This is a genomic window from Rhizobium sp. 01T417 (assembly GCF_056398905.1).
Genome location: NZ_JBFTQH010000012.1, coordinates 130,887 through 155,733 on the forward strand (window position 1 = coordinate 130,887; position 24,847 = coordinate 155,733).

At 61.3% G+C, this 24,847-nt stretch carries 20 protein-coding genes and 1 tRNA gene; 7 read left to right on the forward strand and 14 right to left on the reverse strand.

All coding sequences use genetic code 11. The features are described 5' to 3' along the window. Nucleotides 1-40 precede the first annotated feature (40 nt). From AC1DPR_RS14705 to AC1DPR_RS14720, 4 genes are all read left to right on the forward strand, one after another. On the forward strand, nucleotides 41-1,261 hold the full coding sequence (locus tag AC1DPR_RS14705) for a phosphopentomutase (RefSeq protein ID WP_477816588.1): 1,221 nt from the start codon (nucleotides 41-43) through the stop codon (nucleotides 1,259-1,261). After that, nucleotides 1,258-2,226 carry an adenosine deaminase gene (locus AC1DPR_RS14710; protein ID WP_477816589.1) on the forward strand — a complete coding sequence of 323 codons (969 nt, stop codon included), beginning with the start codon at nucleotides 1,258-1,260 and terminating at the stop codon, nucleotides 2,224-2,226. Before AC1DPR_RS14705 ends, AC1DPR_RS14710 begins: the two co-directional genes overlap by 4 nt. Nucleotides 2,227-2,334: 108 nt before the next feature. Next, nucleotides 2,335-2,964, forward strand: a complete 630-nt coding sequence (gene upp / locus AC1DPR_RS14715) for a uracil phosphoribosyltransferase (RefSeq protein ID WP_018855312.1) — start codon at nucleotides 2,335-2,337, stop codon at nucleotides 2,962-2,964. Between the two features lie 160 nt (nucleotides 2,965-3,124). Next, nucleotides 3,125-3,643 carry a TIGR02281 family clan AA aspartic protease gene (locus AC1DPR_RS14720; RefSeq protein WP_018855311.1) on the forward strand — a complete coding sequence of 173 codons (519 nt, stop codon included), beginning with the start codon at nucleotides 3,125-3,127 and terminating at the stop codon, nucleotides 3,641-3,643. A gap of 3 nt (nucleotides 3,644-3,646) precedes the next feature. Here AC1DPR_RS14720 and AC1DPR_RS14725 read toward each other — a convergent pair whose 3' ends face one another. The 12 genes from AC1DPR_RS14725 to AC1DPR_RS14780 form a co-directional block, all read right to left on the reverse strand. After that, nucleotides 3,647-4,441, reverse strand: coding sequence for a sugar ABC transporter ATP-binding protein (locus AC1DPR_RS14725; protein WP_113160395.1), 795 nt, complete (start codon nucleotides 4,439-4,441; stop codon nucleotides 3,647-3,649). After that, nucleotides 4,434-6,686 (reverse strand): ABC transporter permease, encoded by a 2,253-nt coding sequence (locus tag AC1DPR_RS14730; protein WP_477816590.1) that lies wholly within the window; start codon nucleotides 6,684-6,686, stop codon nucleotides 4,434-4,436. The genes AC1DPR_RS14725 and AC1DPR_RS14730 overlap by 8 nt, the downstream gene beginning before the upstream one ends. A gap of 77 nt (nucleotides 6,687-6,763) precedes the next feature. Further along, the gene (locus AC1DPR_RS14735) at nucleotides 6,764-7,846 is read right to left on the reverse strand and encodes a substrate-binding domain-containing protein (RefSeq protein WP_113470495.1); all 1,083 of its coding nucleotides are present in this window, start codon (nucleotides 7,844-7,846) and stop codon (nucleotides 6,764-6,766) included. A 268-nt stretch (nucleotides 7,847-8,114) separates the two neighbouring features. Beyond that, nucleotides 8,115-9,440, reverse strand: coding sequence for a thymidine phosphorylase (gene deoA / locus AC1DPR_RS14740; RefSeq protein ID WP_018855307.1), 1,326 nt, complete (start codon nucleotides 9,438-9,440; stop codon nucleotides 8,115-8,117). Nucleotide 9,441: 1 nt separating this feature from the next. Beyond that, nucleotides 9,442-10,218: a deoxyribose-phosphate aldolase gene (gene deoC, locus AC1DPR_RS14745; protein WP_018855306.1), complete on the reverse strand. Its 777-nt coding sequence runs from the start codon at nucleotides 10,216-10,218 to the stop codon at nucleotides 9,442-9,444. Further along, nucleotides 10,218-11,018: a purine-nucleoside phosphorylase gene (locus AC1DPR_RS14750; RefSeq protein ID WP_018855305.1), complete on the reverse strand. Its 801-nt coding sequence runs from the start codon at nucleotides 11,016-11,018 to the stop codon at nucleotides 10,218-10,220. The genes deoC and AC1DPR_RS14750 overlap by 1 nt, the downstream gene beginning before the upstream one ends. Further along, nucleotides 11,015-11,404, reverse strand: a complete 390-nt coding sequence (locus AC1DPR_RS14755; protein WP_062375681.1) for a cytidine deaminase — start codon at nucleotides 11,402-11,404, stop codon at nucleotides 11,015-11,017. Before AC1DPR_RS14755 ends, AC1DPR_RS14750 begins: the two co-directional genes overlap by 4 nt. A gap of 4 nt (nucleotides 11,405-11,408) precedes the next feature. Beyond that, entirely contained in the window at nucleotides 11,409-12,380 is a 972-nt protein-coding gene (locus AC1DPR_RS14760; RefSeq protein ID WP_018855303.1) for an ABC transporter permease, read from the reverse strand. 12 nt (nucleotides 12,381-12,392) lie between these two features. Then, the gene (locus AC1DPR_RS14765; RefSeq protein ID WP_018855302.1) at nucleotides 12,393-13,496 is read right to left on the reverse strand and encodes an ABC transporter permease; all 1,104 of its coding nucleotides are present in this window, start codon (nucleotides 13,494-13,496) and stop codon (nucleotides 12,393-12,395) included. Nucleotides 13,497-13,503: 7 nt separating this feature from the next. Continuing rightward, nucleotides 13,504-15,015 (reverse strand): ABC transporter ATP-binding protein, encoded by a 1,512-nt coding sequence (locus AC1DPR_RS14770; RefSeq protein ID WP_025659799.1) that lies wholly within the window; start codon nucleotides 15,013-15,015, stop codon nucleotides 13,504-13,506. 68 nt (nucleotides 15,016-15,083) lie between these two features. Beyond that, nucleotides 15,084-16,076 (reverse strand): BMP family lipoprotein, encoded by a 993-nt coding sequence (locus tag AC1DPR_RS14775; RefSeq protein ID WP_018855300.1) that lies wholly within the window; start codon nucleotides 16,074-16,076, stop codon nucleotides 15,084-15,086. Between the two features lie 262 nt (nucleotides 16,077-16,338). Then, on the reverse strand, nucleotides 16,339-16,656 hold the full coding sequence (locus tag AC1DPR_RS14780; RefSeq protein WP_018855299.1) for a hypothetical protein: 318 nt from the start codon (nucleotides 16,654-16,656) through the stop codon (nucleotides 16,339-16,341). A gap of 229 nt (nucleotides 16,657-16,885) precedes the next feature. Between AC1DPR_RS14780 and AC1DPR_RS14785 the strand changes: the two genes are divergently transcribed. Beyond that, nucleotides 16,886-16,975 (forward strand) — tRNA-Ser (locus AC1DPR_RS14785). Nucleotides 16,976-17,230: 255 nt separating this feature from the next. On the opposite strand, the gene AC1DPR_RS14790 is transcribed toward AC1DPR_RS14785, so the two are convergent. Together AC1DPR_RS14790 and AC1DPR_RS14795 are read right to left on the reverse strand one after the other, a co-directional pair. Further along, nucleotides 17,231-20,431, reverse strand: coding sequence for an efflux RND transporter permease subunit (locus tag AC1DPR_RS14790; protein WP_018855298.1), 3,201 nt, complete (start codon nucleotides 20,429-20,431; stop codon nucleotides 17,231-17,233). Further along, nucleotides 20,428-21,666, reverse strand: coding sequence for an efflux RND transporter periplasmic adaptor subunit (locus tag AC1DPR_RS14795; protein WP_051085557.1), 1,239 nt, complete (start codon nucleotides 21,664-21,666; stop codon nucleotides 20,428-20,430). The genes AC1DPR_RS14790 and AC1DPR_RS14795 overlap by 4 nt, the downstream gene beginning before the upstream one ends. A gap of 547 nt (nucleotides 21,667-22,213) precedes the next feature. Here AC1DPR_RS14795 and AC1DPR_RS14800 point away from each other — a divergent pair. Next, nucleotides 22,214-23,155 carry a helix-turn-helix domain-containing protein gene (locus AC1DPR_RS14800; RefSeq protein WP_477816591.1) on the forward strand — a complete coding sequence of 314 codons (942 nt, stop codon included), beginning with the start codon at nucleotides 22,214-22,216 and terminating at the stop codon, nucleotides 23,153-23,155. Between the two features lie 112 nt (nucleotides 23,156-23,267). Continuing rightward, on the forward strand, nucleotides 23,268-24,677 hold the full coding sequence (locus tag AC1DPR_RS14805; protein WP_477816592.1) for an aldehyde dehydrogenase family protein: 1,410 nt from the start codon (nucleotides 23,268-23,270) through the stop codon (nucleotides 24,675-24,677). Nucleotides 24,678-24,847: the final 170 nt, after the last annotated feature.

Below are 24,847 nucleotides of genomic sequence, written 5' to 3' on the forward strand. Positions count from 1 at the left end.
GCGATGCGCGGGACGTCAATTTCCTGTCGCTAGGTGGTGCATGGCGCGAGCCTTTCTTTTCGTTCTGGATTCCTTTGGTGTCGGCGGCGCGCCGGATGCGGCAGCCTATGGCGACGAAGGCGCTGACACGCTGGGGCATATCGCGGAATTCTGCGCTGCCGGTGCTGGCGATCGCGAGGGATTGCGCTCAGGCCCGCTCCAGCTTCCGAATATGTCGGCACTTGGCCTGGTCCATCTCGCCAAGGCGGCGTCTGGCAGGTTTCCGGCCGGAATGCCGGTGCCGGAGAAGGTGTACGCGATGTACGGTTCCGCCAGCGAGGTCTCGCGTGGCAAGGACACTCCGTCCGGCCATTGGGAAATCGCCGGAACGCCGGTAACGTTTGACTGGGGTTACTTTCCGACAGAAGGCGATGCCTTTCCGCCGCAGCTTGTCGAGGCGCTCTGCAAGGCGGCCGACATTCCCGGGATACTCGGCAACTGCCACGCCTCTGGTACCGACATTATTGCCCGCCACGGCGAAGAGCATATCCGGACCGGAAAGCCGATCTGCTACACCTCGTCCGACTCTGTCTTCCAGGTTGCCGCGCATGAGACGCATTTCGGCCTCGACCGGCTCATGACCTTCTGCACGATCGCCCGGGCGCTGCTCGATCATTACAATATCGGCCGCGTCATCGCACGACCATTCGTCGGCGAAACCGCTTCCAAGTTTCAGCGCACCGGAAACCGTCGCGACTTTTCGGTGCCGCCGCCGGAACCGACGCTTCTCGACCGGCTGGTCAAGGAAGGGCGCAAGGTCCATGCCATCGGCAAGATCGGCGACATCTTCGCGCATAAGGGCGTCTCGCGAGTGATCAAGGCCAATGGCAATGAGGCTTTGATGGACGCAAGCCTTGCGGCAATGGATTCCGCCGAGGATGGCGAACTGGTATTCACCAATTTCGTAGATTTCGACATGGTCTACGGCCATCGCCGGGATGTCGCCGGCTATGCCGCAGCGCTTGAGGCCTTTGATAGCAGGCTTCCCGAAGTGGGTGGCAAGTTGAAGCCCGGCGACCTCGTCATCCTGACCGCCGACCACGGCTGCGATCCGACGTGGCGCGGCACCGATCACACGCGCGAGCGCGTGCCGATCATTGCCTACGGGCCGGGACTGCGTTCTCGCGATATTGGCATTCGTACCACCTATGCGGATATCGGCGAGACGATTGCCCGCCATCTGCGCATTCCGGCGGGCGCGCACGGGAGAAGCTTTCTATGACGTCGCATTTGAAGAAGGTCGAGCTGCACTGCCATCTGGAAGGAGCGGCGCCGCCGACGCTCACCGTGGCGCAGGCTCGCAAGTATAACATCGACATCAGCCCCTACCTCGCTGACGGCACCTATGTCTGGCATGATTTCGCGAGCTTTCTGGAGTGTTACGACAAGGTCTCGGAGGTCTACAAGACCGAGGAAGACTACGCGCTGCTGACGGAAACCTATCTCGATGAGCTTGCCGCGATCGGAACGATCTACAGCGAGCTGATCGTCTCCCCCGATCACGGCAAGCGGATCGGGCTTGGAGCGGATGCCTACATCGAGGGCGTGTGCGAAGGCGTGCGTCGTGCAAAGGCGAAAAGCGACATCGAGGCACGCCTGATTGTCACCGGAGAGCGTCATTTCGGCCCGGAGAGCGTCATCGGCGCCGCCGAATATGCTGCCAAAGCGACGAATCCGCTTATCACTGGCTTCAATCTTGCAGGTGAGGAACGGATGGGTCGGGTTGCCGACTATGCGCGTGCCTTCGACATCGCGCGCGATGCAGGCCTCGGCCTCACTATTCACGCCGGCGAGGTGTGCGGTGCGTTCAGCGTCGCCGATGCGCTCGACGTTGTCAGGCCTTCCAGGATCGGCCATGGCGTCCGGGCGATCGAGGACCTTGATCTCGTCAAGCGGCTCGCCGATCTCGGAACGGTGCTGGAGGTATGCCCCGGCTCCAATATTGCACTGAACGTCTTTCCGGATTTCGCTTCTCATCCGTTGCGAAAGCTCAAGGCGTCAGGTGTTCGCGTGACGATCAGTTCGGACGACCCGCCCTTCTTCCATACTTCGCTGAAGCGCGAGTACGAATTGGCTGCCAACGCCTTCGGTTTCAGCGATGCGGCGATCAACGAGATGACCCGCACGGGAATTGAGGCTGCTTTCGTCGACGAGCCGACGCGACAGGCGCTCTTCGCCCGGATGTAATCCGGCTAGCCCTGGGGATCGATGCTGCAAAATTGCCTCCGCTCTTGCGGTGAAGGCAATTTCCATGGAAGAAACATCCGATAAGAACAACGATAGGAAGGCTCGGCCATGGACGGCGTAACGGTCATCGATCACCCGCTTGTGCAGCACAAACTCACGATCATGCGGCGTAAGGAGACATCGACCGGGAGTTTCCGTCGGCTCCTGCGCGAAATCTCCACCTTGCTCTGCTACGAAGTGACGCGTGATCTCGAACTCACCATGGAGACCATCGAGACGCCCCTGCAGACGATGGAGTCGCCGATCCTGGAAGGCAAGAAGCTCGTCTTTGCTTCGATCCTCCGTGCCGGCAACGGCCTTCTCGAAGGCATGCTCGACCTTGTGCCGTCGGCGCGCGTTTCGCATATCGGCGTCTACCGTGACCATGAAACGCTGCAGCCGGTCGAGTATTACTTCAAGGCTCCCGAGGATATCTCCGAACGCTTGATCATCGTCGTCGACCCGATGCTCGCCACCGGCAACTCGTCGATCGCGGCGATCGACAAGCTCAAGGAGCGCGGCGCCCATAACATTCGCTTCCTCTGCCTTCTTGCGGCGCCAGAGGGCATCAAGAATTTCCGCGAGGCGCATCCAGATGTGCCCGTCTTCACCGCTTCGATCGATAGCCATCTGAACGAGAAGGGCTACATCATGCCTGGTCTCGGCGATGCCGGCGATCGCATGTACGGCACGAAGTAATTCGTCATCTGTTTACCATTCGGATGCAGTCGATGGTCCGGACACGCGTGCCGGACCATTTGCTTTGCAGGCATTAGCAACTTGTCAGCGATTAGGGAGTAGGACGTGTAAGCATGGCCACGCATGACGCGGGGTTTATACAGGAAGGATTTCTGTCCCGATGCTCGTGCGTACCGTCATTTTTGCAAGCGTGGCTGCGGTGCTTGCAACACAGATACCGACCCTCATGGGAAAACGCAGCGGCGAAATGGTCGCCTCGGCCAATTTCGTAACCGACAATGCAGAACAGGGGCGAGCCGCGGCAAGTGGCGGCACAATGCGCCTGCGGGCTGATGCTCAAGGCCACTATTCCGGCGATTTCAGAATCAATGGTCGTCAGGTGCAGGGCCTGATCGATACCGGCGCGACCTACGTCGCTCTGAATGAGAGCTTCGCTCGACGCCTGGGTTATACGGGCAACCAGCTTGATTTCCGCTACTCGGTCGACACAGCCAACGGGAAGACGAAGGCAGCGCACGTGACATTGGATCGGGTGGAGATTGGCGGCATCCGCGTGCGTGATGTGGAGGCCTTTGTGCTGAAAGATGGCGCCCTGTCCTCCACGCTCGTCGGCATGAGCTTCCTGCGCAAGCTCGCTTCCTATTCCGTTGCCGATGGATCGCTCAGTTTGAAGCAATAGGCGTCAGGGCGTCGATGGCCGGTTTCTTGCCTCGTCGGCCGTCAGCGCGCTCTCCCGGGTGCCGGAGACAATTATCTCCAGGACCTCGTGCTCGTCGGTGTTCTTGACGTAGCGGTCACCGACATACTCACCGCGCTTGAGGACCATGACGCGATCGCCGACGGCGAAAATGTCGACGAGGCGGTGTGAGATGATGATCTGGGCAACGCCTTGTTTCTTCAGTTCCAGCATGGTTTCGAGCAGCCGCTCGGTCGCCATGACCGAAAGATTGGCGGTCGGCTCGTCGAGAATGACGACGCGCGGCTCGAAGGAGATCGCGCGGGCGATCGCCACGGACTGCTGGCGGCCGCCCGACAGGCTCTCGACCTTCTGATAGACGGAATTCACGTCGACCTTGAGGCGCTTCAACACGTTGTCCGCCTCGGCATACATCTTCCTCCGATCGACGAAGGGGCCTCTGAGAGGCCAGCGGCCGAGAAAAATGTTCTGGCCGACATCCATGTTCCCGCAGAGCGCGAAGTCCTGATAGATCATCTCGATCCCTGCGTCGCGGCTCTCGTGCGGGCTTTTGAAAGAGACCGGCTGCCCCGCGACCAGGATTTCGCCGGAGTCGCGCTGATAGGCGCCTGTCAGGATCTTCATCAGCGTCGACTTGCCGGCAGAGTTGTCCCCGACCAGGCCAAGAATCTCCCCGGGATAGAGCACGAGATCGACCTTGCGGAGCGCTTGCACGGCTCCGAAAGCCTTTTCGATGCCCCGCATTTCCACAATCGGCCGCGAAGGCGTCACGTCAGCCATGGATGGCTTCTCCCGTTCGTGCTGCTGTCGTGAAACGGCCGCGCAGGCGCGCAAAGATATTCGCCTGCCGCACCCATATGTCGATCAGCACTGCCACAATGAGGATGACCCCGATGAAGACATTGATCCAGTGCTGGGGCATGCTGAAGCCTTGGACATTGAGTTGCAGGAGCGCGCGGACAAGCGTTATTACAGCCGCGCCTGCAAGCGAGCCGATCATCGTGCCGTAGCCGCCGAAGATTGATCCGCCGCCGATGATCACGGAGGCAATGGCGTCAAGCTCGCGGAACTGGCCGGCAACCGGGTTGAAGCTGCGGAAATAAGCGACGTTGATGATCCCGGCCATGGTTGCGCAGAACGCGGACAGTACTAGTGCAATGAAGCGAACACGGTTGGTATTGATGCCGGCGTAGGCCGCAGCGCGGACATTGCCGCCCGCTGCACAGACCTTCAGCCCAAATGGTGTGTAGGCAAGCACGATGCCGGCGATGAGGGCGACGAAAAACATGAAGATCGTCTGGATGCTGACGACCTCGGCTACCGTACGGATCATCCCCGGGGGCAGCGAAACACCGAAATGCAGGAAAACGTCGTTCACCTTGCGGCCAAGCAGGTTGTAGCCTTCCGGCCAGCCGGTCAGCTGCTGACCGGCGACAAACCAAGCGGCAAGACCTCGGGCAATGTAGAACATGCCGAGCGTGGCAATGAAGGCGGGCAGCTTGAAGCCGACGGTGATGACGGCATTGACAAGGCCGGCAGCCGTCCCCGCAAGCAGACCCATCGCCACGGCAGTGAATGGATCGGCGCCCAGCACCTTGAGGAAATAGGCGGCCGTGCTGCCGGCGAGCGCAAGCACCGAGCCAACGGAGAGATCGATATCACCGGCCGCAATGACATAGGTGAGCCCGACGGTAACGAGCGCCAGCTCTGTGTAGTTGAGCAGGATCGCGAAGGTGTTGGGCAGGTTCCACCAGTAGTCCGGCCTTAGCGCCAGGCCGGTCAGCCAGAGCAGCACCGTCAGGATGATGGCGAGTGCGTCGCGCCGCGCAAGGAACTTGCCGAGCCCCGTGGCCGAGAGCGCCATGTCGGCCGCCATCGCCCCTTTGGTCTGCACGCCTTCCAGAGCGACGCCGCCGGTTTCGTAGGCCGGCGGCGGTGGCCGACCGCGGAGCCAGGCCCAGAGCCGGGCCGCGATCTGGCGTCGAATGAGGAAGGGCTCGATCAGCACGGCCACGACCAGAAGCAGCCCCAGGAAGACCATGACGGCACCGGCTGGCAAGGTGAACCTGGCGCCGACGGCAACGCTCTCTCCATCGATGATGACGGTCCGCGTGATCGGCCAACCTTCGCGCAGCACCTTGTCGATCAGCACAACGACTGTCGCGCCAAGGCAGGACCCGAGCACGCGCCCGCGCCCGCCAAGGATCGACGCACCGCCGATGACGACAGATGCGATCACGGTAAGCTCCCAGCCGACGCCGTAAAGAGGGGTGACGCCCTTGTCCTGCGCCGCAGCCAGAAGACCGGAAAGGGTCGCGCAGAGCGACGAGATCAGGTAGGCGCGAATTCGCACCCACTGGGTGTTGATGCCGGCATAGGCTGCGGCCTGCTCGTTGCCGCCGGTCGCGAAGGTCTCATAGCCCCAGCGGGTCTTGGCAAGCACATAGGCGCCGATGACAGCTACGAGGAGGAAGATCGCGATCTGGTTATTGAAGCCGAGAGCGTTGATCTCTCCGAGATGAAAGAAGAGCGGATAGTCTGCCGCCTTGCCGGAGTAGTAGATCGCTTGGCCATGCGTGAGCGCAAGAACGAAGCCTCGACCGATAAAGAGCATCGTCAGCGTTGCAATGAACGCGGGCACTTTCAGCATCGTCACGAGGACGCCGTTGACGAGGCCAATCACCGTGCCGAGCAGCACACAGAAGATCACCGACTCGATGACGCCGATGTCGAGAACATCAGACGCAAAGAGCCTCGCAAAAACGACAGCGATCAGGCCGTAGGTCGAGCCGACCGAAAGATCCAGGTCCTTGTTGGCGATGACAAAGGTCATTCCGACCGCGATTATCCCGACACGGGACGTGTCGCGAAGTAGCGCCAACAGGGCCTCCGTTGATCCAAAGAAGGCCGGATTGACGATAGCCCCGCCGAGGTAGAGCAAGGCGAGGAAGATCAGCAGCCCAGCCTCCCAGCCGCCGACGAGCTGGGGCGGCGCACGGCCTAGCGATGTCGTCGTGGGCGCCATGGTGTCTGCCGATCAATCTCGCCGTCGCGATGCGGGAGGCTTGCACCTCCCGCGTCGATTTCAGGCGTTTCGGAGCGTTAGTTTTCGAAGCGCTTGCCAACCTTTGCGACGTTCTCCTTCGTCACCAACTGGGCACGCGTGTCCAGGTTGGCGGCGGAAATGCCGCGATCGATCTGCAGGTAAAGCTGCATGACAGGCCAGAAGCCCTGCAGGAAGGGTTGCTGTCCCAGCGAACCGGTCAGGTTTCCGGCGGCGATTCCCTCCTGCTGTGCCGGGCCGAGGTCGAACCCGAATGCGCAGAGCTTGCTGGTCTTGCCCATCTGTGCGACGGCCTTGACGAGCGGTGGCGTGAAGACGTTGTTGGCGGTGAAGGCACCGACCACGTCACCACGGGATTCGAAGAGCGAAACAAGCGCGTTGACCGGATCGTTGGGGTTCGTGTCGATGCCGACGTTCTCCGGTCCAGCGTCAACCTTGAAAGCGTCAAGCTTGCCGGCCTCCTTCAATGTTTTGACGATGGCGTTGAAAGCGGAGGTGACCCGGTTGTTGACCTCGATGTTGCCCATCGCAGTTGACGACGGCAACAGAATCGAGCCGCTGGTTGCGCCGCTCGCAATCACACAATTGGCAAGAGCCTCGCCGCCGATTGCCGCGGCCGATGCGTCCTGACCAGTATGGCTGATGGCACTGCGATGCAGGATGGTTGCATCGAATGAGTTGGTTGTGGCGATCGGTATGCCGGCCGCCTCGGCAGCTTTGACGATGTCGTTGTAGGCGCCGACCTGCGGCGTCGTCATAATGATGCCGTCGATCGTCGGATCTTGGACGATCTGGTTGAGGATCTCGATTGCGCGCGCCGGATCGTCAACTGGCGATTCCGAGCCGAGCAGCAGGATCTTGGCGCCGATCATGTTGCCGGCGACGGTTGCGCCGACATAGACGGGATCAAAAAAGCCATTGCCTGCCGTATGAGTCACGATCGCGAAGGTCAAATGACCGTCCGCCGAATGGAAGTTCTTCGTGTTGGGATCTTCCTTGGCAGCTTCGGCAAAATTATAGCCGCCAACTGCTTTCTCGACGCTGCCCGACTGCGCAAATGCATGCGAGACGCCGAGCGATAGTAGCGCGGCTGACACCGCGTACAGCAAAGTCCGCCTCATGATTAGTCCTCCCTTGAGTCAAGGAAGGAAAGCCGTTCGAGCGCAATTTACAGAGAGTGAGGGCCGAAGGCTTCCTCCCATACGCTAATATTCTGCGCAATTCCGATGCAAGTAAACGGCGAACTCATCGTAAGGGCGAAATTGTTTGCCTCCAAAACATCCCCTGGTTGTTTTTGATGACAAAATAGCCGTTGAAGTCGTGGTTACTGGCTCTCAGGGGATGGATGCGCTTCCTGGCGAAGCCTGCCTCCTTTTCGGAACGCGATCCTTAGCTTGCTGAAAGAGCCACGATGCGCTCGTAAATGACGGCGGGGGTGGCAGGCTGGTGTTCGTCGATCCGGTAATGTTTGGCGAGGGCGGCAACCGCCGCATCTGCTGAATCCGCGCTTGAGGCATGCACAAGCGCGATGGGGTCGCCTTTCTCTACACGCGTGCCAAGCGGCAGAATGTCGGATATCCCGACGCGATGATCGATCCTGTCGGCGGGATGACGCCGTCCGCCGCCGAGGTCGACGACGGTCATGCCGATCTCCCGTACGTCGCAGCCGGAAAGCCAACCGGACCGAGGTGCGGGGACAGGTTTCGTCAGCGGCGCCTCGACGAGGTACTTGTCCGGTGCCTCCAACAGATCCGAGGGGCCGCCGAGGCGGCTGACCATGCGGGCAAAGCTTTCGGCGGCCTTGCCCGTAGAAAGCGCGTCCACGGCTTTTGCCTCACCGTCCTGAAGTGACGACACCACACCTGACTTCGCCAGCATCTCGGCTGCGAAGGCCAGCACGGCAGCCTCCAAGCGGGTGTTCTTCTTCTTGCCCGCTAGAAAATCCAGACAGTTTCGGATCTCGACGGCGTTTCCGGCAGCATCCGCCAGCGGCTGGTTCATGTCGGTAATCAGGGCCGATGTCCTGACGCCTGCACTGTTGGCGACATCGACAAGGGCGCGGGCCAGCATCTCGGCATCGTCAGGCTCGGCCATGAACGCGCCCGTGCCGACCTTGACGTCGAGCACCAGCGTCTGCAGACCGGCCGCAAGCTTCTTCGAAAGGATCGAGGCGGTGATGAGGGGAATCGAGTCAACGGTCGCCGTCACATCCCGGACAGCGTAAAGCTTGCCGTCGGCTGGAGCGAGGGAGCCGGTTTGGCCGATGATGGCGCAGCCGACATCCTTCACGACCTTGCGGAAAACTGTTGCGTCAGGGGTGATGGTATAGCCAGGAATGGCTTCGAGCTTATCCAGCGTCCCGCCGGTATGGCCGAGACCACGCCCTGATATCATCGGAACGGCGAGGCCGCACGCTGCCGCGATCGGTGCGAGCATCAGGGAAACATTGTCCCCGACGCCGCCTGTCGAGTGCTTGTCGGCAATAGGTCTGTCTATGTCTGCCCAGCTCAGTGTGTCGCCCGAGCGGGCCATTGCCAGCGTCAGCGCCACGACCTCGTCGCGCGACATACCCTTGAACCAGACCGCCATGGCGAAGGCGCCGATCTGCCCCTCGGAGAGCTGACCGGCCACAAGTGCGGCAATGAACGATTGGATATCCTCTTCGGAAAGCGTTCCGCCATTTCGCTTCTGGCGGATGATCTCCTGGGGGATCATCTCAATAGCTCGATGCAGCGGCGGGCGCGGATTGCGTGCCGCTGAGCACGGCAAGAATGTCGTCGAGCAATCCGGATGCGCCGAAGCGGAACGTGGATGGCATTGGCCAGTCCGGCGCCATGATCGTTTCTGCAAGGCTCAGGTAAAGCGCTACGTCTGCCACCGAACCGATGCCACCCGCCGGCTTGAAGCCGACCTTGCGGCCGCTCTGGCGAATGACCCGCAGCATGATGTCGGCAGCTTCCAGGGTCGCATTGACGGCGACCTTGCCGGTGGAGGTCTTGATGAAGTCGGCACCCGCCTCGATGGCGAGTTCGGAGGCACGACGGATCAGCGCCGCATCCTTTATCTCGCCGGTCTCGAGAATGACCTTCAGCAGGATCGGGTCCTTGCACTCGGCTCGGACCGCCGCAACCATGTCGGTGACAGCCTTGCCGCTACCGGTCATGAATTTGCGATAGGGGATGACGAGGTCGATTTCGTCGGCGCCGTCGGCGATCGCCTCGCGTGTTTCGGCGGCAACGTCGGCCACTTCCATATCGCCCGACGGGAAATTGACCACAGTCGCAATCCGCACCGGATGACCCGTGCCGAGAACTGCGCGAGCGCGGGCAACGAAGCGCGGCCAGATGCAGATCGCCGCCGTGTTGCCATAGGGGGTTTGGGCGCGCGCACACAGCGCGTCGATCTGCGCCTCGGTGCAGTCATCCTTGAGGTTGGTAAGATCGAGGAGGGAGAGGGCGACGGCGGCCGTTTCCTTGCTGGAATGGTTGGTCATTATTCGCGTTCTCCTGCAATCATTTCCTTCAGTATGGCGGCGAGGCGCGCACCGCCGATCGGAGCCATATCCTTGGTCTCCTCATGGCTCAGTTCGCCGCCGGTCATGCCGGCTCCATAGTTGGTGATTACAGACGCCGCCGCAACCCTTAAGCCAAGCATTCGCGCGATAATCACTTCCGGCACGGTCGACATGCCGACGGCATCGGCGCCGAGGATACGGGCCATGCGGATTTCGGCGGGTGTTTCGAAGCTTGGGCCTGAGAACCACATGTAGACGCCTTGCGACAAGGCGATACCGAGCTTCTCCGCAGCATTGCGCATCCTGTCGGCGAGAGCTGCATCATAAGCACTCGTCATGCCGACAAAACGACGATCGCTTTCCTCGCCGATCAGCGGATTCATGCCGGAATAGTTGATGTGATCGCTAATCTGCATCACCGAGCCAGGAGGCATGTCGTCTCGGAGCGACCCTGCGGAATTGGTCAGGACTAGCGTCTCGACGCCTAGACCTTTGAGCACCTCGATCGGCAGCCGCATCGCGCTGGCATCGCCCTTCTCGTAGAAATGGACGCGACCGGACAGCATGATGACGGGCACACCGCCAAGCAAACCCGCGACGACTTCTCCGGCGTGGCCCGAAACCGCGCTGACAGGAAAGCCCGGCAAGTCGTGATAAGGGATGCGATGCGCATCAGTCATCTCGCCGACCAGCGAGCCGAGACCGGAACCAAGCACGATGCCGTAGCGCGGCGAAAGGCCGCCGAGCCTTCCGGCAAGCACGTCGAGAGCGGCACTCATCCGAGTTCGGTCTCGAAGCTGAACGGCAGCAACTCTTCCATGGTCATCGTCTTCTTCACGCCGACCTCATCGCAGAGGTAGATCTTCGTGTCCTTGGAGGCGAACTCCGAGATCTTCTGCCGGCAGCCGCCGCAGGGCGGGCAGAGCGGCAGCTTTTCGGCGATCACGGCCATTTCGACGATCTTCTTGGCGCCGGCCATGATCATGGCGCTGATGGCGGTTGGCTCCGCACACCAGCCTTGCGGGAAAGACAGGTTCTCGATATTGGCGCCGGTGTAGACCTTGCCGTCCTCGGCGCGGATCGCGGCGCCGACGGGGAACTTCGAGTAGGGGGCATGAGCGAAAGCCATGGCACCGCGAGCGGCCTCGAAAAGATCGTGGGACATGTTCTCAGCGTTCCTTCGTATAGGGCACACCACCCGCTTTCGGCGGGATTGCCACGCCGATGAAGCCGGCGAGCAGGATGCAGGTCAGGATATAGGGCAATGCCTGGAAGATCTGTACCGGCACTTCGCCGATCAGCGGAACCTGCTTGCCCTGCATGAAGTTTGCCAGCGCATCGAGGAAGCCGAAGAGCAGGCAGGCGAACATGACGGGCACCGGTCTCCACTTCGCAAAGACCAGTGCCGCAAGTGCAATGTAGCCCTTACCGGCCGACATATCCTTGATGAAGGCAGCCGACTGCGCGATCGACAGATAGGTCCCCGAGAAGCCGCAGAGGATGCCGGCGCACATGACCGCGCGATAGCGCAGCCAGCCCACCGAAATGCCGGCCGTATCGACCGCGCCCGGATTTTCGCCGACGGCGCGCAGCCGCAGGCCGAAGCGGGTGCGATAGAGGATCCACCAAGAAAGCGGAACCGCAAGAAAAGCGAGGTAGGTCAGGATATTGTTGCCTGAGATCACGTTCGCGTAGAGCGGGCCAATGATCGGAACTTCACGGACGGCATCGGCGCCCGGCAGCACGATCGGCGCAAAGCGGGCTTCCTGAGTTAGCTGTGGCGTACGGCCGCCCTGGCCGAACCAGGCGCCCCCAAGGACGATTGTGATACCGGCGACGAAGAAGTTGATCGCAACGCCCGAGATGATCTGGTTGCCGCGATTGGTGATCGAGGCGAAGCCGTGGACGAGGCTGAGCGCCACGGAGCAAATGATGCCAGCACCGAGGCCGAGCCATGCCGAGTCCGTCAGGTAGGCGACGCAGGCTGCCGCAAAGGCAGAGCCGAGCATTTTACCCTCGAGGCCGATATCGAAGATGCCGGCGCGTTCGGAGAACAGACCAGCCAGCGCCGTGAAGATCAGCGGGATCGACAGACGGATCGTGGAGCTCAGAACGCTGATGAAGATGTCAAAATAATCCATCGTCCGTTCCCCTCACGCGGCCTTGAACTGTTGATAGACGCGAACCATCGCGGGGCGGAACATGTATTCGAGCGCACCGGCGAAGAGGATAACAAGACCCTGAATGACCAGGATCATTTCGCGCGTGATGTTGGGCATCTCGAAGGAGATCCAATCGCCACCCTGATAGAGGATGCCAAAGAGGATCGCCGAGAAGATGATCCCGACCGGATGATTTCTCCCCATCAGTGACACGGCGATGCCTACGAAACCGGCGCCGCCCACGAACTCGACCTGCAGGCGGGCCGAGGATCCCATGACCGGGTTCAACGCCATCATGCCGGCGAGCGCCCCTGACAGCAGCATCGCGGTCATGACGATGCGGGCGTACGGGATGCCGGCATAGGCCGCCGCGCTGTGGCTGACGCCAAGGGTGCGCATCTCGAAGCCGAGCTTGGTGCGCCAGATCAGCAGCCAGACGAAATAGGAGGCAACGAGGGCAATGAGGAAAGAGACGTTGAACGGTGCTGCGCCGAGCTTGGCACCGAACAGGTTCATCAACCAGCCGAGTTTCGGCAACTGGCCGCCTTCCAGGAAGGTGCGGGTTTCCGGCGCCATCTTGCCGGGGACGATCAGAACGTGCACCAGCAGATACACCATCAGCGCCGCGCCGATATAGTTGAACATGATGGTGGTGATGACGATGTGGCTGCCGCGCTTTGCCTGCAGGAAGGCGGGGATGAAGGCCCAGGCGGCGCCAAACAGGCCGGCACCCACCACGGCCACCGGCATGGTGACATACCAGGGGACATAGTGGTCGAGCGCCAGCGCAACCAACGCGCAGCCGAGACCGCCAAGATACGCTTGCCCTTCCGAACCGATGTTGAACAGGCCAGCATGAATGGCGACCGCAACGGAGAGGCCGGTGAAGATGAAGCTCGTCGCATAATAGAGCGTAAAACCAATGCCTTCGCCGCTGCCGAGTGCGCCCTCGATCAGCAGCGACAGGGCCGCAAGCGGGCTTTCGCCGATCAGCCAGACGACGAAGCCGGAGATCAGGAAGGCGACAAGCAGATTCAACAGCGGAATGAGGCCGTAGTTGATCCAATTTGGAAGTGGAACTGAAGCAGTGCTCATCAAGGCCTCACGCGGCAATGCCGGCCATCATCAGGCCGAGGGTCTGTTCACCGGCATCGGGCGTCTTCTCGCCGACGACATGGCCGGCAAACATGACAAGGATACGGTCTGAAAGGGCGCGGATTTCGTCGAGCTCGACGGAGACGAGCAGGATCGCCTTGCCTGCATCGCGCATCTCGATGATCCGGCGGTGGATGAATTCGATGGCGCCGATATCGACGCCGCGCGTCGGCTGGCCGATGATCAGCGCCGTCGGATCGCGCTCGATTTCGCGGGCGACGACGATCTTCTGCTGGTTGCCACCGGAGAAGTTCGCGGTCTTCAGCCGCGGGTTCGGCGGGCGGATGTCGTATTTTTCGATCTTCTCCATGGCGTCCCTACGGATCGCGTCGAGATCGAGCAGCGGGCCCTTGCTGTAGCCGGGATTGCGGTGGTAGCCGAGAACGGAATTCTCGTACTCCTCGAATTTCAGCACCAGCCCCATGTGATGCCGGTCCTCGGGGATGTGGGCTAGGCCGAGCTCGCGCAACCGCGCCGGATCGGCTTTGTCGATCGGCTGACCGTCGAGGAAGATCTCGCCGGAATGCGGCTTGCGGATGCCTGCTATCGCCTCCAGCAATTCGGACTGCCCATTGCCGGCGACGCCGGCAATGCCGACGATCTCGCCGGCACGGACGTCGAAGGATACGTTGTCGACCATGATGACGCCGCGGTTGTCCTTGACCGTGAGATTGCGAACCGACAGGATCACCTTACCCGGATTGGCTTCACCCTTCTGCACGCGCAGCAGGACACGGCGACCGACCATTAGTTCGGCAAGCTCCTCGACCGTGGTTTCGGAGGTCTTGCGGGTCGCCACCATCTCGCCGCGGCGCATGACCGACACCGTGTCGGTGATCGCCATAATCTCGCGCAGCTTGTGGGTGATCAGAATGACGGTCTTGCCCTGGTCGCGAAGGACGCGAAGGATCTTGAAAAGATGGTCCGCTTCAGCAGGTGTCAGCACGCCCGTCGGCTCGTCGAGGATCAGGATTTCGGCGCCGCGGTACATGGCCTTGAGGATCTCGACGCGTTGCTGTAGCCCGACCGGAAGCTCTTCGATCAGCGCATCCGGGTTCACTTCGAGGCCGTAGTCCTTCTCCAGGCGGCGCAGCTCGGCGCGCGCGGAAGAAACGCCCCTGGCGAGCAGCGCGCCGCCTTCGGCGCCAAGCATGACGTTCTCAAGCACGGTAAAATTATCGACCAGCATGAAGTGCTGGTGCACCATCCCGATCCCGGCTGCGATTGCAGCCTGGCTGTCCTTGATGGTGACGGGATTGCCGTTGACGCGGATCTCGCCGCTATCGGCATGGTAGAAACCATAGATGATCGACATCAAGGTCGATTTGCCGGCACCGTTTTCCCCGATGATGCCGTGAATCGTACCCTTGGCGACGGTAAGATTGATGTCCTTGTTGGCGTGAACGGCACCGAATTTCTTGTCGATGCCCACAAGTTCGATAGCGGGCGTGTCTGTCACAGCAGGCTCCAAATACGAAAAGGGCGTATGACGGAGCGACTCCGCCATACGCCCGTCTCAGTCACGGATCACTTCGGGCAAGCATTGTCCGTCGTGTAGTCGTGAACCTTGATGGTTCCCGCAATGATGCCTTCCTTGGCCTTGTCGAGCGCGGCCTGCATGTCAGGCGTGATCAGCGCCTTGTTGTTGTCGTCCATGGCGGCGGCAACGCCGTCTTCCTTAACGCCGAGCGCCAGGACGCCGGCCGTGAACTTGTCGCCCTTGACGTCGCTGAAGCCGTTGTAGACGGCAAGGTCGACGCGCTTGACCATCGAGGTCAGGACGGAGCCCGGATGCAGGTGGTTCTGGTTGCTGTCGACGCCGATCGAGAGCTTCTTGTTGTCAGCGGCCGTCTGCAACACGCCGAGGCCCGTCGCACCTGCTGCCGCGTAGATGACATCAGCGCCCTGATCGATCTGGTTCTTGGTGAGTTCGCCACCACGGACCGGGTCGTTCCAGGCAGCGCCCGTCGTGCCGGTCATGTTCTGGAACACCTCGATATCGGATTTGACGGAGCGTGCGCCCTGCTCGTAGCCGCATTCGAACTTGCGGATCAGCGGGATGTCCATGCCGCCGACGAAGCCGACCTTGCCGGACTTCGATGCGAGGCCTGCGAGAGTGCCAACGAGGAAGGAGCCTTCTTCTTCCTTGTAAACGACCGAACGAACGTTTGGCTTGTCGACGACGGCGTCAACGATGACGAACTTCGTGTCGGGGAATTCAGCTGCGACCTTCTCGATGGCCGAGGTCCAGGCGAAGGAGACGGCAATAACCGGGTTGAAGCCACGGCTTGCGAAGTTGCGGATTGCCTGCTCGCCCTGCGTGTCACCGGTCGGCTCGAAGTCGCGATAGGCGATACCGGTTTCTTTCTTGAACTTCTCAGCGCCATTAAAGGCTGCTTCGTTAAAAGACTTATCGAACTTCCCGCCGGTGCCGTAAACGAGCGCCGGCTTGACGTCCGCGGCCAGCGCCGTCGTGGACATGGCAGCCACGGCCAGGAGAGTCAGAAGGGATTTTTTCATGAGTTGCAGCCCTATTGTTTCTATTTGTTTGGGTCCTCCCGCAAGCCTGTTTCAGGCATGTCTGCGGAACCACCGACCTCCCCCCGGAGGCCTGGCTGGGCGCATCCTTGCATGGCTCAAAAAAAAATTCACGAGAAATTTTTCGACTGGTAAAAATTTGCCGCAATTGCCAAAAATCAGCTCAGGCGGGCTGTTTTTTGCACAAAATCATCGTTGGGTTGCGATTTTTCTAGCCAACCCCGGAACTGGTCGACGCTATTTGTTATGCTGCAAATCGGCCAGCCGCAGGCGATCTCTTGTAGCCTGCCATCCACAACAGCAGCGACAACACCAGGAACACGGCGAATGCTGGCTGAAGCATCAGCCATTGGAAGGCAAGCGTGTAAAAGCGCGGGTGGATATAATAGGCGATGCTCGATTGCAGGCTTTCCAGCGAGGAGGGGCTGAGGTCCTGCCATGCGTCGCCCATGGGGGTAATGACCACGGAAGAGGCGGCAACGGACTGGATGGAATCGACCGTTCCGGCGATGACGGCAACGGCCAGCGCGACAAGACTCGTCAAACGCAAAAGGAAACGCATCGAACTCTCCGGCGATCAAACATGGCAGGCATTTTCCCGGCCAGCCGCGCCATTCGTCAACCTCTACAAAAGATAATGATGGAGGGGTGGAGCTGCAATGGAGGGCGTGAGCGCACTTTTACCGGAAGAAGTCAAAAAACTGTTAGATTTGGGTTGATCGACAGAAATTCATCGGTATATATCGCGGCCGTTCCGACGATTTGCATCTTCGCCGATGCAGACCGCCAAAGGACAGGTGGCCGAGTGGTTGAAGGCGCACGCCTGGAACGCGTGTGTACGTGAAAGCGTACCGAGGGTTCGAATCCCTCTCTGTCCGCCAAATATCTTCTGAAGATACTTGTTTTTACTAGAATAGTTTCTTTGGCGTCCGTCAGGTCCGCCGTTCAGCCCGCGGCCGGTCCACGGCTGAGTTTGTCGCTACCTGCGTCGACAGAGCTGCCGCTTCGCTAATGCGGACAGAGCGCCTCGCTCCGTTGGAGCAAACGCGTCGCCCCCCGTTAACGTAGAATTCCAGCAGGGAAGAGGGCCACCCAGCGACCAGCGTTCATGGGCTGCCATCCGAATCAGCTATCTTCTAATCACCGTCGGAGCCCGCCGAGGTAACCCTTGCCTCGGTTTCCGAGGAGGCGGTTGACGCCGGCGCTGGAGCTTTGCGACGCTTGAGGTATTCCTCGAAGCGCTGAAGAACGACATAGAAGGAAGGCACGAAGAGGACTGCAAGGCAGGTCGAGGCAAGCATGCCGCTGAACACGGAGATGCCGATCGACCGGCGTGCGTTGGCGCCCGCGCCTGTAGCAAGGACCAGCGGAAGCACCCCGAGGATGAAGGCGAAGGATGTCATCAAGATCGGGCGGAAGCGCAGGCGCGCCGCCTCCACGGCTGCTTCCAGGATTTCCATCCCCTGCATGCGTTGCTCGCGGGCATACTCAACGATCAGGATCGCGTTCTTGGAGGCGAGCGCAATCAGCAGGATAACGCCGATCTGGGTATAGAGGTTATTGGCAACGCCGATCGCCATGAGTGCGCCGACCGTACCAAGTAGCGCCAGAGGCACCGCCAGCAGCACAGCGAGGGGCAGGATCCAGCTTTCATATTGGCCGGCGAGCACGAAATAGACGAGCAGTATGGCGAGTGCGAAGACGAAGTAGATCTGCGAACCGACGGCTTTTTCTTGGTAGGACATTGCCGTCCAGTCGAAGCCAGCGGTCGGGGGCAGTGTATTGCTGGCGATCTGCTCCATCACGTCGAGCGCCTGGCCGGAGCTAAAGCCCGTCGCCGCCCCGCCAACGATCGTGGCGCTGGGATAGAGGTTGTAGAGACTGATCAGGGACGGACCCTGCATGGGAGTGACGTCGACCACGGTTCCTAGCGGCACCATGGTGCCGTTGCCCGCCTTGACCATCAGCCTGCGGATGTCCTCAGGGCTGACGCGCGCGTCGGGCGAGGCCTGCACATAGACCTGGAAGGTGCGGCCGAATTTGCTGAACTGCGTCACATAGCTGGAGCCCACATAGCCGGAAAGCGCGGAGAAGACCTGGCCGACTTCAATGCCAAGGGTCTCGGCCTTGATCCGATCGACGGTGACCGCTAATTGCGGCACGCCGGCGCGGAAGCTGGTGCTCAGCCGTTGTAGAGCGGACTGGCTGTTGCCGTTGCTGACGATACTGTTGGCCAGAGATTCGAGGAGGGGGTAATCGAAGTCGCCATTGCGGATCTCCACCTGCATGGTGAAGCCGCTGGCATTGCCGATGCCCTGGATGGGGGGCGGCACGAGCACAAGTGTATTGGCGTTGAGCACCTCCTTCAGCGCGCCGTTCAGATGCTCGTAGATCGACAGTAGGTCCTGCCCCTTCTCCTTCTCGCGCGCGCCCCAATCCTTCAGTACGACATAGGCAACGCCTGCGTTCGGCAGGCTGGCATTGTTATCAAGCACCGAAATGCCGCTGATGGTCAGTACGTTTTCGACCCCCGGTGTCGCCGCGGCGATCGTGCCGACCTGTTGCAAGACTTGATCGGTTCGCTCCTTGGAGGCTCCGTCGGGCAACTGAGCGCCGATGAGCACATAGCCCTGATCCTCGACCGGCAGGAAGGCGGTCGGCAGGCGGGCCAGACCCCAGCCAGCCACCGCGATTAGCGCGAGCGCTATCACGACCATCAGGCCGCTGTGGTGCACCATCCGGCCGATCAGGCCGGCGTAACGGCGCTCGATCGGATCGTAGGCGCGGTTGAAGGCCCGGTAGAGGAAGTTGCGCTGTTCCGGCGGGATGGGTGGCCGCAGCCAAAGGGCACACTGCGTCGGCTTCAGCGTCATGGCGTTGATGGCGCTGATGAGGGCGGTGGCGGCAATTACAAGGGCGAATTGCCGATAGAGCTGCCCGGTTAGACCCGGCAGGAACGCTGCGGGAATGAAGACCGACATCAGCACCAGCGTGATGCCGATCACCGGCCCTAACAACTCATCCATCGCTTTCTCGGCGGCTTCGCGACCCGGCAGGCCCCTCTCGACGTGGCGAGCGACGCCTTCGACGATAACGATGGCGTCGTCGACGACGATGCCGATGGCAAGGACGATGGCAAAGAGGGTCGACAGATTGACGGTGAAGCCGAGGGCGGCCATGGCCGCGAAGGCGCCGATGATCGTCACCGGCACCGTGGTTGCCGGCACAAGCGTCGCCCGCCAGTCCTGCAGGAAAACGAGAATGACGATCAGCACCAGAACACCCGCCTCGATAAGCGTCTTGTAGACTTCGTCGATCGAGGCAGTGACGAACTTTGTGGTGTCGAAGGGCATCTGGTATTGCAATCCCGGCGGAAAGCTCTTGGAGAGCTCGGCCATCTTGACGCCCACCTCCTGGGCGACGGTAAGAGCATTGGCTTCCGGCAGCTGGAATATGCCGATGCCGGTCGCGGGATGACCGTTCTGCATGAAGGTCTGGCTGTAGGTCTGGGCACCCAGCTCGACCCGACCGATGTCCCGGATGCGCGTAATGCGGCCACCGTTCTCGGCATCGACCTTGACGATGATGTTTTCGAAGTCGGGCGCCTCGCTGAGGCGGCCATTGACGTTCAGCGTGTATTGGAAATCCTGGCCGGTCGGCACCGGCGGTATGCCGATCTGGCCGGCCGCCACCTCCTGGCTCTGTTGCTGCACGACGGAGATCACGTCGTTCGGCGTCAGGCCCCGTGCCTGCAGAAGATTGGGATCCATCCAGATGCGCATCGCGTACTGGCCCGCGCCGAAAACCGTGACGCTGCCGACGCCCGGTAGACGCGAGAGCTCGCTTTGCAGGTTGATGACCGCATAGTTGGAGAGGAAGAGACTGTCGAAGCGGTTGTCCGGCGAGGTCAGAGTGACGAAGCCGAGGATGGACGTCGATTTCTTCTGCGTGGTTACACCCTGCAGCTGCACGGCCTGCGGCAGCGACGACATGGCGATTGCCACGCGGTTTTGGACGAGCACCTGCGCCTGGTCTGGATCGGTGCCGATGGCAAAGGTGACGTTCAACGAGTAGGTGCCGTCGCTGGCGCTCGTCGATTGCATGTAGATCATGTCTTGAACGCCGTTCACCTGCTGCTCGATCGGCAATGCGACGGTATCGACGAGCGTCTTGGCGCTGGCGCCGGGATAGCGCGTCGTCACCGATACGGTCGGCGGAACGACGTTCGGATATTGCGCGACGGGCAGCTGGATCAACGCCACGGCGCCGATCAGCACCATGACCAGAGCGAGAACGTTGGCCAGTACCGGCCGCTCGATGAAAAAGCGCGAGATCATGGCTTGGCTGCTTCCGCAGCAGAGGGTGCAGGCGTATCGGTCCGGGGCACGACTGTTGCATGGGGAGCAGAGGTTGCGTCCTCGCCGGGATCCAGTTTGACCTTCTCCGGCGCGACTTTCGCGCCTGGAATTGCCCGCTGAATACCTTCGGCGACCACCCAGTCACCGGGATCGAGACCCTCCTCGATCACCCGTAATCTTCCCTGCCGCTGGCCAGTCTTGACTTGGCGTTGCTCGATGACGTCATCCTTGCCGAGAACCAGCACGTAGCTGCCCTGCTGGTTGGAACCGATCGATTCGTCGCGGACGTATATGCCGCCGTCGCGATGGCCGACCGGGACCCGCACGCGGGCGAAAAAGCCAGGCAGCAGGGCGCGGTCCTTGTTGTCGAGCAAGCCGCGGACCTGCAGCGTACCCGTCGAGGCATCGACCTGTGGCGCCGCATAATCAAGGCGACCCTTATGCGGATAGCCGTCTTCGCCCTGCAGGCCGATCTCGACAGGAACATTCGGAAGGTCGACTTCGCGGAATGTCTTGCCCTGCCGTGCCAAATCCTGCTTGATCGCCAGGACCTGCGGTTCGCTGACGTTGAAATAGACATAAATCGGATCTAGCTGGACGATCGTGGCAAGCTTGGTCGGTCCGGCAACGCCGACAAGCGCGCCGACATCCACGAGATGAGCGCTCACCACGCCGTCGAAAGGCGCCAGAACACGGGTATAGCCGAGATTGATCTCCGCCAGTTGCAGGCTCGCCTGGGCGTTGAGGATGTTCGCGTTCGCTTCATCATAGGCGGCCGTCGCGGTGTCCACATTGGTCTGGGTGGTGGCCTGCTGCTTTATGAGCGCCAGCTGTCGTTGGTACTCCTGCTGACGCCCGACCTGGGAGGCTTTCGCGGAAGTCAGCGATGCCTGCGCCTGATCGCGCTGCGCCGTATAGGTATTGCTCTGGATCGAGAAGAGCTGATCACCCTGTTTGACCGACGCGCCATCACGGTAGTCAATCGTGTCGAGGAACCCTTGGACGCGTGCCTCGATGTCGACGCTGTTAAAGGCAGCGGTATTGCCGGTCAGCTCGAAATAGGTGGTTACCGGCTGCACCAGCGGCTGGGCCACATGGACCACCGGCGGTGGTGGCGGAACGTATTCGTTCTTGCTGCCGTCACACGCGGATAGTGCTGCCGTTGCAGCAAGCGTGATCGATAATTGTAGGCTTCGATACAATTTACCACGCATTTTGCCGCCTCAACCGCTTCAACGCCTCAGCTGTAATGCACGTGCGCCTCGCCTTTGAACGACCAGTATCTCCCCCGGCGAAGTAGACACTAATATTCCTGTAGATCGCTGAAGTTGCAATAGCTTAAACACGGCGGCTGCTAAGGCGCGCCCAGGAGTGCTGCCAGCCGGTTGCACTGCCGTCTCGCCTGGCCACCGTGTCCACCCAAAAGAGGCCATCCAGTCCCGACACGATCGAAGGGGGTGAAAGCGGGAGAGTCGCGGCCGTACCCAAGGGTGAGCATCAATCACATTCGAAAAGCCGGCTCCAGTAGAAAGTACTTGCATCAACCGACCGGTCAGTCAATTATGGGCCGTACGCGGGAGGAAATCCGCATCGAGACTATGTTCTACCGTCACCGGGCGCCGCTGGAAGTGGCATTGCCGGCCGCTTGGGCGTGGCTTCTGGCGGAGATGGCCGGCAGGGGGTGGAGGTATATCCAGCGCCCGCGACGGGTAACGTGATACGATCCCATGCAAGCCATCTGCAAAGGCCAGGGAGGGCATGATGCAGTCACTGATAACACCAGTCCATAAACCGGTTCCGGTGGAAATTCTGCAGGCGGAGCTGCGCAAGGTTTGCGGTGCCTTCGATCTCGAGCCGATGGGCCGCGACGATACCATGGCCGGTGATGTTGCGAGCCGCCGCATCGGCTACTTCGAGACGGCCGTGGTCGGGCTCGACGCGCGCCATGTCAGCCGCAGCACCCGCTCGATCCGGCAGGACCCGGGCGAGCATCTCTTCCTTCTGATCCAGGACGAGGGCCACTGCCGCGTCGAGCAGAGCGAAAAGACGGCCACACTTTTGCCCGGCGATATGTTCCTTGTCGATTCCGTACTGCCGTCCTCCTTTGTCTATGACGGCGTACGCTCCAGCCAGGTGTCGCTGCACATGCCGCGCCACGAAATGCTGCACCGCTTTGGCAAGGAATGCACCGGTGGCGTCGCGATCAGCCGCGACGACCCGCTGTGGGTCGCCATGCGCGCGGTGCTGACGAAAATGCTCGCCGAGCCGGGCGCGACGACGCAGCTCGGCGAAGCCTTCTTCTGCCTGATGGGCGCGTATCTCCAGGGTATCCGGACCCAGGAGAAGGCGCGGCCGGCCGAAACGCTGCTGTCGCGGGCGCTCGCCCTGATCGATCGCCACTGCGCCGATCCTGGTTTCGGCCCGAGCGAACTTGCCCGCCGCCTCAATGTCTCCGAACGCATGCTGCAGCGGCATTTCCAGACGCTCGGCGAGACGCCCGGCCACCGGCTGCTCGGTCGCCGGCTGGAGCTTGCGCGTGCGCGCCTTGGCGCGCCGCAGCAAGGCCAGGGCGGACAGGGAATCGCGGGCATCGCCTTCGATGCCGGCTTTAACGACCTTTCCTACTTCTACCGCGAGTTCCGCAAAAAATACGGCATCACGCCGGGCGCAGTTGTCCGCAGCCCTGTCGAGCGCTGCCATTGACGGATTTGTCCAATGCGCTGGACGGCCCCGTCCAAGTGGGGCTCGAGCACTTCGTATAGGCTATCCCGCCAATAGTCCTGCATGAGGTGGGGCTTGAAGGGAGGAGGCGATCATGACGCTGCACAGCGCGACGATCAACGGTAAGCCGGTCATCGGCCAAAAGACTTTCAGCGTATTGAACCCGGCGACGGGCGAGGAAGTGGGTCGCGCGCCGAACATGGGTGCGGCCGAGCTTGACGCCGCCGTCGCCGCCGCCAAGGCCGCGTTTCCGGCCTGGTCGGCCAAGAGCGACGAAGAATTGCAGGCCGCCTGTGCCGCCGTCACCGCCCGCATCGAAGCGCATGCCGGAGAACTCGCGGAACTTCTGACCCGCGAACAGGGCAAGCCGCTGAACGGCCTGGGCTCGCGCTGGGAACTCGGCGGCACGGTTGCTTGGGCCGGCTACACGACCGGGCTTTCGCTGCCCGTCAAGGTGCTTCAGGACAACGAGCAGGGCCGCGTGGAGCTGCACCGCAAGCCCCTCGGTGTCGTGGGGTCCATCACGCCATGGAACTTCCCTGTCATGATCGCGATCTGGCATATCATGCCGGCGCTGCGCACCGGCAACACGGTGGTTGTCAAGCCGTCGCCGCTGACCCCACTTTCGACGCTGCGCCTCGTCGAGATCATGAACGAAGTGCTGCCGGCCGGCGTGCTCAACGTCGTTACCGGCGACGATACGGGCGAGTTCAACCTCGGCGGCGCCATGGCAGCCCATTCGGACATCCGCAAAATCGTCTTCACCGGCTCCTGCGCCACCGGCCAGAAGGTCATGCGCTCGGCTGCCGAAACGATGAAGCGCCTGACGCTGGAACTTGGCGGCAACGACGCCGGCATCGTGCTGCCGGACGCCGATCCGGCGGCAATCGCCGAAGGTCTGTTCTGGGGCGCCTTCATCAACAACGGCCAGACCTGCGCCGCCATGAAGCGCCTCTATGTGCATGAGTCCATCCACGACGCCGTCTGCGAGGCGCTGGTCGCCTATGCGAAGAATATCCCGGTCGGTAACGGCCTTGAAGAAACGAGCGTTCTCGGGCCGATCCAGAACCGCATGCAGTTCGACAAGGTGAGCCGCCTCGTCGCCGACGCCAAGGGCCGCGGCAAGGTGCTGCTCGGCGGTGAAGCGGGCGAGGGCCTGTTCTTCCCGCCGACCATCGTCTCGGGCCTTTCGAATGGCGATGCGCTGGTCGACGAGGAGCAGTTCGGCCCGGCGCTGCCGGTGATCAAGTATTCGGACATCGAGGATGCGATCCGTATGGCCAATGACAGCCCGAACGGCCTCGGCGGCTCGGTCTGGTCCTCCGACCGCACCGCCGCCAAGAAGGTCGCGGCTCGCATGGAATGTGGTTCGGTCTGGATCAACAAGCATGGCGCAATCCAGCCGAACGCGCCCTTCGGCGGCGTCAAGGCCTCCGGCTTCGGCGTCGAGTTCGCCGTAGAGGGGCTAGAGGAATACACGGACATCCAGGTGGTGTTCGCTTGAGCATGCAAGTCCTGAGACAACAAGGGAGGTGACATGAAAGAGGTCGCCTCCGGAGAGAACGGATCACTGCGAATGATTGAGGGACAGTCACACTTCCGGCCTTTCGGCTTATCCTGTTGGGGTTTTGCGGATCTCAACAAGGGAGTTGGAAGCATGACTGCCTCTTATGA